This is a genomic window from Herbaspirillum rubrisubalbicans (genome assembly GCF_003719195.1).
Lineage (GTDB): Bacteria > Pseudomonadota > Gammaproteobacteria > Burkholderiales > Burkholderiaceae_D > Herbaspirillum > Herbaspirillum rubrisubalbicans.
The window spans coordinates 576,179-589,019 of the sequence record NZ_CP024996.1 but is presented as its reverse complement, the minus strand read 5'-3'; the positions used below and the strand labels follow the sequence as shown (position 1 = coordinate 589,019).

General features: G+C 63.0%; 10 protein-coding genes. 6 read left to right on the top strand and 4 right to left on the bottom strand.

Annotation, left to right across the window (positions count from 1 at the left end):
* Position 1: 1 nt before the first annotated feature.
* Complete coding sequence (locus RC54_RS02640) at positions 2–1,570, bottom strand: methyltransferase regulatory domain-containing protein (protein ID WP_061790430.1); 1,569 nt, start codon at positions 1,568–1,570, stop codon at positions 2–4.
* Between the two features lie 61 nt (positions 1,571–1,631).
* Positions 1,632–2,054, bottom strand: coding sequence for a nucleotide pyrophosphohydrolase (locus tag RC54_RS02635; protein ID WP_061790429.1), 423 nt, complete (start codon positions 2,052–2,054; stop codon positions 1,632–1,634).
* Between the two features lie 197 nt (positions 2,055–2,251).
* Between RC54_RS02635 and RC54_RS02630 the strand changes: the two genes are divergently transcribed.
* The 5 genes from RC54_RS02630 to ptsJ all read left to right on the top strand — a co-directional run bounded on the left by RC54_RS02630 (position 2,252) and on the right by ptsJ (position 7,727).
* Positions 2,252–2,851 (top strand): attG domain containing protein, encoded by a 600-nt coding sequence (locus tag RC54_RS02630; RefSeq protein ID WP_231738920.1) that lies wholly within the window; start codon positions 2,252–2,254, stop codon positions 2,849–2,851.
* 395 nt (positions 2,852–3,246) lie between these two features.
* On the top strand, positions 3,247–4,899 hold the full coding sequence (locus tag RC54_RS02625) for a methyl-accepting chemotaxis protein (protein WP_058894145.1): 1,653 nt from the start codon (positions 3,247–3,249) through the stop codon (positions 4,897–4,899).
* A 186-nt stretch (positions 4,900–5,085) separates the two neighbouring features.
* On the top strand, positions 5,086–5,295 hold the full coding sequence (locus tag RC54_RS02620; protein ID WP_058894144.1) for a hypothetical protein: 210 nt from the start codon (positions 5,086–5,088) through the stop codon (positions 5,293–5,295).
* Positions 5,296–5,561: 266 nt separating this feature from the next.
* Complete coding sequence (locus tag RC54_RS02615; RefSeq protein ID WP_061790428.1) at positions 5,562–6,275, top strand: glutamine amidotransferase; 714 nt, start codon at positions 5,562–5,564, stop codon at positions 6,273–6,275.
* A 150-nt stretch (positions 6,276–6,425) separates the two neighbouring features.
* On the top strand, positions 6,426–7,727 hold the full coding sequence (gene ptsJ / locus RC54_RS02610) for a MocR-like B6 salvage transcription factor PtsJ (RefSeq protein WP_061790427.1): 1,302 nt from the start codon (positions 6,426–6,428) through the stop codon (positions 7,725–7,727).
* An 8-nt stretch (positions 7,728–7,735) separates the two neighbouring features.
* Here ptsJ and RC54_RS02605 read toward each other — a convergent pair whose 3' ends face one another.
* On the bottom strand, positions 7,736–8,560 hold the full coding sequence (locus tag RC54_RS02605; RefSeq protein WP_123020496.1) for a YggS family pyridoxal phosphate-dependent enzyme: 825 nt from the start codon (positions 8,558–8,560) through the stop codon (positions 7,736–7,738).
* Positions 8,561–9,218: 658 nt separating this feature from the next.
* Positions 9,219–9,431 (bottom strand): cold-shock protein, encoded by a 213-nt coding sequence (locus RC54_RS02600; protein ID WP_017455351.1) that lies wholly within the window; start codon positions 9,429–9,431, stop codon positions 9,219–9,221.
* Positions 9,432–9,907: 476 nt separating this feature from the next.
* Here RC54_RS02600 and RC54_RS02595 point away from each other — a divergent pair, with 476 nt between their 5' ends.
* Positions 9,908–12,835, top strand: a complete 2,928-nt coding sequence (locus RC54_RS02595; protein ID WP_061790425.1) for an HD domain-containing phosphohydrolase — start codon at positions 9,908–9,910, stop codon at positions 12,833–12,835.
* The last annotated feature ends 6 nt before the right edge of the window (positions 12,836–12,841 follow it).

Here is a 12,841-nt window from a genome sequence, read left to right as displayed (position 1 = left end):
ATCAGACCACCTGCAAGGCACGCAGCAAGGGCAAGCGCGTGCGTGCGAAAAGCCGCGCCTGTGCTGCCAGCTCGGCCAGGTTTTCCTGTTCCCCTTCGAGCCGCACACCCTCGCGCACCAGGCGCTTGCCCTGGGCAGAAATGTGGCGCCAGACCTCGGCCGGCCAGGCGTCGACGTCGTCGCCGCAGACGCTGCGCGCCAGCAACAGCAATTGCTCGACCTGGTCCACCTTGACCCCGCCACCGGTGACCGGACTGACCAGATGACTGATCTCTCCCTCCTGGCTGTCGGGCAGCACCAGGGTGGCACGCTGCAACAGGTAGGCATTGAGGTCTGCCGTGCGGCGCGCGATCTGGGCCTGGGTGGCGGCATCGACTTCGGCTGGCAAGGGCGCAGCATGACCGGTGCCGATCAGCATCAGGGCCGAATCGATCACCTGCGACAGGTTCAGGTTGCGATGCGCCAGCGAGGCCGCCAGGTCCACCAGGGTATGCGGCTGGTAGTCCGACAGCGCTTGCAGGATGGGTTCGTAGATGAGGCGATTGAGGGTGATCTCGGAGGCGACGTTCTGGATCGTCAACGGCACCTTGTCGGGTTCGGTCAGCAACACCACGCTTTGCAGCGCCAGTGCCTGCACCCGCTGGCGTTCGTCGAGCAACTGTCCGCCGCGCACCCAGTAATCGCGACGGAAGGTCTGGTTGACCATGAAGTCACGCGTGCTCTGGTAGAGCACCGGATCGTCGATCACTGACAGGCACTGGCGCTGGGCCGGCGTGAGGTTGGCCATGTCCAGGTGATCGATGTAGTGCGCCGGACAGGCGAACTGCAAGCCGGCCGGCGAGAAGCGACGATGGATCTCGGCAAAGGTTTCGGCGTGCCAGTCGCGATTGAAGTATTCATGCGCCAGGTAGCTCACTGGCTGCTGCTGCAGGATCTTCAAGCGGTCACGCATGAAGGGATTGGCCTGGGCATAGACCGGATCGGTCTCGAACATGCGCGCGGCAAAGGCCAGCGCGGCCTCGATGCGGGCCGACGTGGGCAAGCCCTGCTCCTGGTTGCCAGCCAGTTGCGTATGCTGCACCAGCAGCTCGCGCAAAGGCAGGAAAGCCGACCAGCCCGGCTGGGTGTTGTAGCTCAGGTAGAGCACGCCGCCTGGCTTGAGCTTGCGGTCGATGAAATCGAAGAGGATGTCGCGATTGTCCTGCGAGACCCAGCTCCAGATCCCGTGCAGGGCGATGAAGTCGAAGTCCGGCAAGTCGTCGCGACGGCAGAAATGCGAGAAACTGGAATCCTCCAGTTGCGCGCCGCTGCCGCTGGCCGCGGCCAGCTCCTGGGCGAAGGCCGCCTGCATGGGATTGAAGTCATTGCCCCACCAGCGGGTGGTGGACGCCGCCGCATGGAAGTTGGTCGACAAGCCCTGGCCGAAACCCAGCTCGCAGGCAGTCTGGATGGCCGGCGCCTGCAGACCGTGGAAAGCGAAAGCCAGTGGCAGGCGCGCCGGATTCATGCCGGGGTAGTAGCCGTAGGTATAGGCGATATCAACAACGTAACCGTCGTTCCAGTTGTTCAAGGCAGGCTCCGGGGGCGGGTAGCGAGAGGATATGAAGAAAGCTGCAAGGAAGGTGCCAGCATCAGCCTTGCTGTGCGTCCGGTCGCGGCGCCGGGGCCAGGTCGCTGTACTTGCGCGCATTGCCGCGGGCCAGTTCGACCGGGTACTTGCGACCATTGAGTTCCATCTTTTCCAGCACCGCCTCATGCAGGTCCACGCCGATATGGTCGGCCAGCTGGATCAGGTAAACCAGCACATCGGCCATCTCATGGCGGATGCCTTGGCGGGCGGCGTCGTCCAGCTCATGGTCGGCGCCGGTAGGCAGCCACTGGAAATGCTCCATCAGCTCGGCCACCTCCACCGACAAGGCCATGACCAGATTCTTGGGCGTATGAAAACGTAGCCAGTCGCGTTCGCTGGAGAAGCGGCGGATGATGTCGCGCAATTGATGCAGGTCGGACGTGAGTGCGGATGAGGGAGGGAGATCAGAGGTCTGAGGAGTCATGGCGTGAGCGTCTGTGCTGGTTCCGTACTGGCCTGTATTGGACCTGTATTGGCCCTGTATTGGCGGTTTTCTGGTCTATTATCGGATTGGTACTTTATCACCAACCCACACAGGCGCAGCGCAGTGCTTGATCTGGGACAGGTTGCATGTCATCGTGTTGATGCACAATGTATGAAACACGCGACATTCCGACCATCATGCCGACACTCCTCCGCGCCCCGCTGCGTCTTTTGTCCTGCGCCCTGTTGACGGCCGCCGTATTGCTCAGCGGTTGCGACCGTCGCATCGATGGCGAACTGGCCGCGCACGAAGCTGCCCAGACCACGCTGGGGGTCACGCCCAAGCAGTTCGCGGCGCGCTTCAACAGCCGCCTGGCCGATGTGCTCAAGGACATGCAGGTGGAAGAGCCCGAGCACATGGCCCATCTCTACATGCTGGACGCTTCGCGCCTGCACCCCGGCCAATACGAATACGTGCTCGACACCAAGGTCGGCCCGGCCCAGACCACCCTCATCGGCACCCTCAACCAAGCCGGCCAACTGCGCAACGTGGGCGTGATGCTCACCAACCGCAGCCAGGGCGCGCGTGACGAATTTCTGATCTGTGCCGCCAGTGCCGCGCGCAGCTTCATTTCCGACGCAAAGGATCAGGCCAGGCTGCTGCCACTGATCACCCGCCTGACCACGGTGGCCCTGGACAATCCCGGCCAGCGCATGACCGAAGTCGTGGCCGACCAATTGCTTTCGGTAGAACTGGTACAGCAAGGTGTGTTGTTCCAGGTGCAACCTCGACAATAAGCCCGCGTCACGGCCATGGAATGATGCAGGAAAACAGTTCCCCACATCATTCCGCGCACCGCCTCCTAGCGCAGGAATGTCGCCGCCGTTGCCAATACAGCCGGGGAAATACCCGGCTTTTTAACGGATCAAAACACTAGCTCAGCGTTATGATGCGGAAGATCGTCGTTTCCCCTGCCTCTCCGATCATGCCGGCCACAGGCTGACAATGGGCATTCATTGCGGGAATGCACGAACCTCCCCTCCTCATGCACACGGTATTGGACGTCAGGCGGCTTATCGGCCTGGCATGAAAAACGGGACTGCGGCGTTTTGGGAAAGAAGCGCTAAGGTTTTCTAAAACAGCGGCAGGATCGCAGCCATCCTATGGTTGCGACCAAGGGCACGGGGGAAAAATGCGCACCAATCTACCTATCACCACCATCGAGCGCTTGCTGGAGGATGGCAAGTCCATCGTTTCCAAGACCGATCTGCAAGGCAACATCACCTACGTCAATCCTTACTTCGTAGAAATCAGCGGCTTCGAAGAAGTCGAACTGATCGGCGCACCGCAGAACATCGTGCGCCATCCCGAGATGCCGCGCGAAGCCTTCGCCGACATGTGGGCCACGCTCAAGGAAGGCCTGCCCTGGAACGGGCTGGTCAAGAACCGCTGCAAGAACGGCGATTATTACTGGGTCCAGGCCAACGTCACGCCGGTGCGCGAGAACGGTCGGGCCGTGGGCTATATGTCGGTGCGCACTCGCCCTTCGCGCGAGCAGGTACAGGCGGCCGAGAACGCCTACCGCCGCTTCGTCGCCGGTCAGGCACGCGGCCTGCGCATCCATCGTGGGGCCGTGGCCAGTACCGGCATCATGGGCTGGCTGCAAGGGCTGCGCGACCTGTCGATGGCCAAGCGGCTGGCATGGATGATGAGCATCCTCACGCTGCTGGTCATTACCGGCGGCCTGGCGGCCGGCAGTGCCGTGCAATCGGCCGGGGGCAGCCCTTATGCAATCTGGCTGGGCACCCTGGCGGGCACACTCTTGCTGCTGGGCTCGTGGGCCATCCTGCACGCCAGCATCGTAGCGCCGCTGCAACGGGCCATCAAGGCCGTGCATGGCCTGGCCGGCGGTGACCTCGACCTGCACATCGACACCACGGCCCACGGCGACATGGGCCTGCTGCTGCAGGCGTTGCAGCAACTGAACGTGAACCTGCGCGCCATCATCGGCGACGTGCGCCGCAACGTCGAATCGATGACCATTTCCACCGGCGAGATCGCCAGTGGCAATATGGATCTCTCCAGCCGCACCGAATCGCAAGCGTCGGCGCTGGAAGAAACTGCCTCCAGCGTCGAACAGTTCGCCGCCACCGTGCGCCAAAACGCCGACTCGGCCAGCAATGCCGACCGCCAGGCGCAGACCGCCTCGGCCATCGCCCAGCGCGGCAGCGCCTCGGTGCAACGCATGGGCAAGACCATGGATGAGATCGACGCCGCCTCGCACAAGATCGTGGACATCATCGGTCTGATCGATGGCATCTCGTTCCAGACCAACATCCTGGCCCTCAACGCCGCCGTGGAAGCAGCGCGCGCCGGCGAACAAGGCCGCGGCTTTGCCGTAGTGGCCTCCGAAGTGCGTACCCTGGCCCAGCGCTCGGCAGCGGCCGCCAAGGACATCAAGAGCCTCATCGATGACTCGCGCGCCAAGGTCGAAAGCGGCAACCTGCTGGTGCGCGAAACCGCGCAAGCCATGGGTGAACTGGGCGGTGCCGTGGAAAACATGGCGGTGACCATGGCCGAGATCACGGTGGCCAGCAACGAGCAGAGCGGCGGCATCGAACAATTGAACCAGGCCGTCAACGCCATCGATGAAACCACGCAGCAGAACGCAGCCTTGGTGGAACAGGCCGCAGCGGCTGCCGAAAACCTGCGCGACCAGTCTATCAAGCTGAGTCAGGCCGTGTCAGTTTTCAGGATCACCTATGTCAGTGCCGGCCCGACCACCACCGCAGCAAGCGCACCGGCACTGCGCCGCAAGGAAGGTACGCTGGCGTTGGCGCGATAAGTCAGCGATTACGCGCTGAGCGGGCCGCCGCCAACATCGCTTTACACGGCCTTGCATAGCTTTACCCATTGCCGGGCCGTGACCACCTTTGCAGGGCCCGCACGCTTGCCTATGATGGAACTCCTGCCCACGTCCTCCTTCAGCAGTGGGGATGCAGGCTACGATTTCATAACAAGGGAGTTTCAAATGAGCGTGTCTTCGGTTTCCTCCGGCAACAGCAGCTTCTACAACAGCGTCATCCAGCCCATCAAGAACGTCGCCTCCGAAGTCGGTGACGACATCGAGAGCGCCTACGACACCACGGTCGATGCCGTGTCCTCGGCAGCCCACTCGGTGGCCGACAGCGTCACTTCCGGGGTCAAGGCCATCGGTAACATCATCGATACCAAGGCCTGATCTGCGTTCGCTACCGCTGCGGTAGTCTTCACCCCAAAAAACGGCCACGGCGCAACAAGTCGCGGCCGGAGGTGATCTGCTTGCTGCAGTGGTTGCGTGAAGAAAATGGCAAATCACCTGCCTGAGCGGAACAGCATTCCCTCGCTATAAATCGAGGTTTTCTTTCCTCTTTCATCTTTGTCCTAGGACATAATATTTTTCGTCCTAGTCATAAGCTATACTGCGCAAATCGTTTATTCGACACGCTTGTACAGGATAGCCCGATCATGAAAACCGCGATTGCAATCCGCCATGTCCATTTCGAGGATCTCGGCATCCTCCATGAGGTATTGCGAGAACAGGCTTATGCACTGACCTATCTCGATGCCTGCATCGACGACCTGGATACGCCGCTGGTGCAGCAGGCCGATCTGCTGATCGTGCTGGGCGGTCCGATCGGCGCCTATGACGATGCCCGCTACCCCTTCCTGGCCAGCGAACTGGCAGCGATCACGCGCAGGCTCATGCGAGACGCCCCCACCCTGGGTATCTGCCTGGGCGCACAATTGATGGCTCGGGCCCTGGGGGCCGACGTCGCGCCCATGGGGGTGAAGGAAATCGGTTACGCGCCGCTGTCCTTGACCGAGGCGGGCCGGCATTCGCCGCTGGCCGCACTGGAAGACGTCCCAGTGCTGCATTGGCATGGCGACCACTTCGAAATTCCCGCACAGGCCACGCACCTGGCCGGTTCGGCGCTCTGTGCGCAGCAGGCCTTTGCCGTGGGCAGGCAGGTGCTGGCACTGCAGTTCCATCTGGAAGCCGACCCTAAGCGCATCGAACAATGGCTGGTAGGCCACGCCTGCGAGCTGGACCATGCCGGCATCGATCCGCGACACCTGCGCGATGCCGCCCAGCGCCTGGGCGGCACGCTGCAGCAGGCCGCTCGCCACGTGGTGACGCAATGGCTGGCCGGCTTGATTGAGGATGAACAAAAGGACTAGGGCCTGTTCACATTTAATCTGCGAGATGCGCAGATTAAATGTGAACAGGCCCTAGGTCAAACAAGTTTTCGCCTATGTCATAATCGGCTCCGTCTCCCGGGCGGCAGGCGGGATGGTCCTGCCGCTGGACGTTGGCAAGGACAGACCGATATGAAAATTCAAGGCAAGACAGCAGCAGACATCTTCGAATGCGTGCGCGCCCTGGTGCAGACCCAGCGCCTGCAAGCCGGCCAGGCGCTGCCGCCGGTGCGCGAGTTGGCCGAACAGCTGGGCCTCAATCGCAATACGGTGGCAGCGGCCTATCGGCGCCTGGCCACGGCCGGTATCGCCATCACCCAGGGCCGGCTGGGCACGGTCATCCGCGCGCCTGCGGCCCCCGGCGAAGAAGAAGGCAGCCAGGGCGACACGGCCCTGACCGACCTGGCCGATGGCAACCCCAACCCGGCATGGCTGCCGGACCTGGCGCAAACCTGGCGCAGCATCGCCTACCAGCCCAGGCTGTATGGCGCGCCAACCGTCAATGCGGGCCTGGCGCAATTCATGATGCAGTGGTGCCGCCCGGATTGTCCGCCCGAATTTGAACTGGACCTCACCCATGGCGCGGTCGACGCCATCGAACGCCTGCTGGCGGCCCATCTCCGCCATGGCGACAAGGTGGCGGTGGAAGATCCCTGCTTCCTGGCCAGCATCAATCTGCTGCGCAGTTCAGGCTGGCAGTCGGTCGGCGTGGGCATGGATGAGCAAGGCATGTTGCCCGAGGCCTTGCAGGCTGCGCTCAACCGCGGCGTGCAGGCGCTGATCCTGACCCCGCGCGCGCACAACCCCACCGGGGCCAGCCTGAGCCGGCGACGCGCCCGTGCACTGAGCGCCATCCTGGAAAAACACCCGCACGTACTGGTGATCGTCGATGACCACTTCGCGCTGCTCTCGGGCCAGCCTTATCACTCGGTGATCCCGCGCCAGGCCAGCCGCTGGGCGCTGGTGCGTTCGTTTTCCAAGGCGCTGGGGCCGGATGTGCGGGTGGCCGCTGTGGCCAGCGATGCGGCCACCTCGCGCCTGTTGCGCACGCGCCTGAGCGCAGGCAGCAACTGGGTCAGTCACTTCCTGCAGGACGCCATTGAGTTCATCATCACGCAGCCAGAGACGGCCGGCCTGATGCAGCGCGCGCGCTCGGCCTACGGCCAATGTCGCCAACATCTGGAGTCGGCCTTGGCGGCACAGGACATTGCCTGTTGGTCCCAGGGCGATGGCCTGAACCTGTGGCTGCCCTTGCCCTTGAGCATCGATGATCAGGCCGTGGCGCTGGCGATGGCGCGCCAGGGTTGGCTGGTGCGTCCGGGTTCGGTGTTCGCCGTGCAGCAGGCCGTCAGCGGGCTGCGCATCACCGTCTCCACCCTGGATGAAGACCTGTCACAGGCACTGGCGGCCGATCTGCGGCAATGCTTGGGATGAGCTGCGGTTCAGGCGGCTGCGGGGGTAGTCGGCCAATAATGTGAGTCCGGCACGTCACGCGCGCCGAAGATGGCCTGCCCCACCCGCACCACCGTGGCGCCTTCCTCGATGGCGATCTCGGCATCGCCCGACATGCCCATGGACAAATCCTGGAGCAAGGCGCCATCGGGCAACTCCTGGCGCAATCGTTCCCGCAACTGGCGCAAGCGCGCAAAGCAGGGCCTGACCCTTTCCGGCTCGGCCGACAAGACCGCCAGCGTCATCAAGCCACGCAGTCGCAGCGCCGGAAAGGCCCGCAATTGGCACAGGAAAGGCGCCACCTGATCCGGCTCCAGGCCATATTTGCTGGCCTCGCCGGAGGTGTTGACCTGCACCAGCACATCCAGTCCCCGTCCCTCGATCTGCAGGCGCCGCTCCAGCACCTCGGCCAAACGCAGGCTGTCCAGGGCCTGGAACTCGCTGGCAAAGCGGGCCACCAGCTTGGCCTTGTTGGTCTGCAGGTGGCCGATGACGGACCATTGCAGATCCGGCAGATCCTGGAGTGCCTGCCATTTCTGCCAGGCTTCCTGCGGCTTGTTCTCACCCAACATGCGGCATCCGGCGGCATAGGCCAGGCGGATGGCGGCCTGCGATTTGGTCTTGCTGACCGGCAGCAGACGCACGCTGGCCGGGTCGCGCCCCACACGCGCACAGGCAGCGACAATGCGCTGCTGCGTGGCCGCCAGGTTGTGCCGGAAATCCTCGACGGTTGTCGCCTGCGGCCAGCGGCCGTGCATGTCATGGCGGGTGTGGGTAGGGGTGTGGTCGGATGGGGCGTCAGGGGGAACAGGCATGAGGAACTCCGCGATCATCGCACTTTGTCATAGGACAAAATATAGCATGAACGCAGAGCTCGGCGGATGTGCTGTTGCTTCACTTCCAGATCACCGCCGAGGCGGTGGTGACCGAAGCGACGCGCCTGCTGACCAGCATCCCAGGCTGATCTGCAGCATCCTTCATATCGTCCCCAGAACGCAAAAAGCCCACCTGAATTCAGGTGGGCCGTTCATTGATTAACGCTGGATCGCCTGCAACCCATGCTATCTGCAAGGTGCCGCGGGCTTGACCTGCCCGGCCTATCTGGCCGGTGCGGTCGCGATCCAGGTGTTCGTCTGGTTGTCCTGGCGCCGCCGTTAGTGCGGCCCCTTCACTTCTCTACGAGCGATTAATTAACTATTTGCTACACGGGACAAACCCGTGATCGGCAGGCGCTAGTCCTGCTGCCCCATGCCCGCACCATCTGTACGGCCACATGCGACTGGCTGGCTTGCCCCGCCCAGCGCATCCCCTTCGCTCCAACCGTGATCGGCCCATGCTATCTGCACGGTGACGATCGTCGGAGAACCGTGGCTATCGCGACGGTGATGCTGCTGTTGCTGCCGCCCTGGCCAAGGCAGCGTATGGAATTGCGTTGGCGTTCAGGAACAGGCAGCGAGGATGTTCTCGGTTCGCTTAGGCGATGACCTTGATGTTGGTGGCCTTTTCACCCTTGGGGCCGACACCGCGGTCGAAGGACACGCGCTGGTTTTCCGACAGGCTACGGAAGCCGTTGGACTGGATGTCCTGGAAGTGCGCGAAGACGTCGGCGCCGCCGGCATCAGGAGTGATGAAGCCGAAGCCCTTGGCATCGTTGAACCATTTGACTACGCCGGTTTGAGTGCTCATGTTTGTTTCCTCTGGAAAGTTTGGGACGAATGAAGGCCTATGCCTGGAAGGCACTTGAAACCAAGAACTGAAACCGAAGGAAAGAAAACAGAACGACCGAGGAGGGAACGACAGTCAGGCGGAATTGGAACCAACAAGAATACAACTTGATGCAAGTACAGGTCACATTGTACACCAGATGCGCCAAGGTATCGGCTTCTGTTGATATTTGTGTGGTTTTTTGGTCGCCATCGGCGGCCCATGCCCAGCCCGGGCGACCCACGCCTGCTGCCGGATATCCCCAAGGTAGGGCCATGCAGCGCATTCGAAGACAAAATCAGAGGGCGGAAAAACCGTTTGAGCATTTTTTGCTCTGCAACGTAATTCCGGTATATTGGCGCGGTCCCTAAAAGGCCGTGTTCCGTTTGCGCTACAGGTCAGTGGCGCTCATGGAATCGCGGGTTCCGTTGCATGTCGCCCAGCCCTCTGCGTGCTCAATGCCTCTTCCCGAACACCCTTTGCTCGATCCCTCGGAGGATGACGCCACCGTCCCCGGCCTGCCGGTTCGCTTCGGCATTTCGGGGCTGGTGATGGCCGGCATGATCCTGCTGGCGGTGGTGCTGGTGTCGGTAGGCTGGTGGGGCGCGCGCCAGGTGCTGCTGGATATGGCCGAGCGTTCGGCTGAAGACGCCGGTCGCATCATGACCGAGCGTTCGCGCCGCATCATCGATCCGGCCGTGGCGACGCTGCGCCAGTTGTCCTTCGACCCCATCACGCAAGCCACCGACCTGGATGAGCGCCTCACGCGCATTGCCGCCTTTTCCATCGACCTGGTCGCCAATCCCCTGGTCTCGGCGGTCTACGTGGGCTATCCCAATGGCGACTTCCTGCTGGTGCGTTCGCTGCGCGGAGCCGAGCAGCGGGCGTTCTTCGTCGCCCCGCCCGAGGCCACCTTCCTGGTGCAGAGCATCGTGCGCGATGCAGCCGGCCAGCAGCACGGCCAATACCGCTTCTACAACGCCGAGCTGAAACTGCTGGACCTGCAAGAGCAACCCCAGTATCGCTTCGATCCACGCACCCGGCCCTGGTATGCCCGTGCCGACCGCTCGCTCACGCCGGCGATCTCGGCGCCCTACGTGTTCTTCACCACGCGCCAGATCGGCATCAGCCTCTCGCAGCGCGCCCGCAACAGCGATGCCGTGGTGGCCCTCGACATGACCCTGGACGACCTGGCCACCAGCCTGGGCAATCTGCGCCTGACGCCGCATAGCGAACTGGTGCTGGTGGACGATGCCGACAAGGTGATCGCCTATAGCGACATGGGCCGAGTTCTGGAACAGGAGGGCGACAATTTCCGTTTCCGTGGCTTGCAGGATCTGGACGTGCCCAGCCTATCGCTGCTGGCGCAACGAAGCAAGGCGGGCGATACACGCGCGCTCTACCAGGTCGAGGGGCGTGAATGGCTGGGTCTGTCGCTGCCCTTCAACGTGATCGACGGCCACGCCCTCAAGCTGCTCATCACCGCCCCCGGCGACGAACTGCTGGGACAACTGGACCGCAACCGCAAGACCATGGTGCTGGTGGCCTTCCTGCTGGTGCTGGCGTTCCTGCCGCTGGGCTGGTGGGCCGGACGCGCCATCGGCCTGAGCCTGGAGCGCCTGGCGCAAAAGGCCGCGCGCCTGTCACGCTTCGATTTCCGTACCCAGGGCCGAGGACGCAGCACCCTGCGCGAGGTCAACATGCTCACCGAAATGGTGGACCACGTCAGCCTGACGGTGGAAGCCTTCCTCGACATCAGTGCCATCCTCAGCACCGAAACCCATGTCGAGCAGATGCTGCAACAGGTGCTGGAAAAATTCGTGCAAGCCACCCGCTGCGACGGCGGTGCCGTCTATCTGTGGCAGCGCGAAGGCCAGCAGATGCAGCGCGCCGCAGCCTATGGCCAGCAATGCGGCTTGACCGACGGTATGTCCTATGACGAACACCAGGCCGCCGCTGGCCACGCCCATGAGACCGAGGATGGCCGCCTGCGTGTGGAACTGGACCTGCGTGGCCGCAATGGTTCGCTGGAAGGTCTGCTGGTACTGATGCACGCCCATGACAGCGCGCATGAAGATCCACGCTTTCTGGCCTTTGCGCGACGCCTGTCGGGAATGCTGGCGGTGGCCATCGAAACGCGCCAGTTGATTGCCGCGCAAAAGGCACTGCTGGAATCATTGATCCGCCTGATGGCCGACGCCATCGACGCCAAGAGCCCCTATACCGGCGGTCACTGCGAACGCGTACCGCATCTGGCCATCATGCTGGTGGAGCGCCTGGCACAGGAGCGCGAGGGACGCTACGCCGACTTCCAGCTCAACGAAGACCAGCGCTATGCCTTCCAGTTGGCCGCGCTGCTGCACGATTGCGGCAAGGTCACCAGCCCCGAGCACATCGTCGACAAGGCCACCAAGCTGGAAGTAATCCACAACCGCATCCACGAAGTGCGGATGCGCTTCGAAGTGCTGTGGCGCGATGCCGAACTGGAACTGCTGCGCGATTACTTCCCGGCCCTGCCCCCGGCACAGGCCGAAGCCTTGCGGCGGCGACTGGACCAACGGCGCGCGCAACTGCGCGAGGATTTTGCCTTCGTTGCCCAATGCAATGTGGGCGGCGAGACCATGTCCGATGAAGCCATCACCCGTTTGCACCAGATCGCCCGCCAGACCTGGCAGCGCCATTTCGACGACAACCTGGGCCTGGCCGACGAAGAAGCCCGACGCCTGGCGGCGAGCCGCGATGGACGACCGTCTCCAAGCCTGCCGCACACCGAGCAGTTGCTGGCCGACAGGCCCGAGCACAAGGTGGCATGGGATGACGGCCACCGCCCTGCCGTCGAACGCGGCGACCCGCGCAATACCCTGGGCTTCGACATGAAGCTGCCACACTATCGCCAGAACATGGGGGAGCTGCACAACCTGACGGTACGGCGCGGCACCTTGACCGAGGAAGACCGCTTCGCCATCAACAACCACATCGTGCAAACGCTGGTGATGCTGAAAAGCCTGCCCTGGCCGGACTCGCTCAAGAGCGTCCCCGACACCGCTGCCAACCATCACGAGAAGATGGATGGCAGCGGTTACCCGCGCCGCCTGCGCGCCAGCACCCTGCCGCTGCAGGACCGGGTGATGGCGCTGGCCGACGTGTTCGAAGCGCTCACTGCCGCCGACCGCCCCTACAAGCCGGCCAAGACCTTGTCGGAATCCTTGCGCATCATGGCAGCGATGTGCCGCGACCAGCATCTGGATACGGAACTGTTCCGTTACTTCCTGCGCAGCCGGCTATGGCAGGCTTATGCCGATGAATTGTTGCGACCGGCGCAGCGTGATGAGGTCGATATCGACGCCATCGAAGCATTGCTGGAAGAGCTGCCAAAGCAGGATTGAGTACGC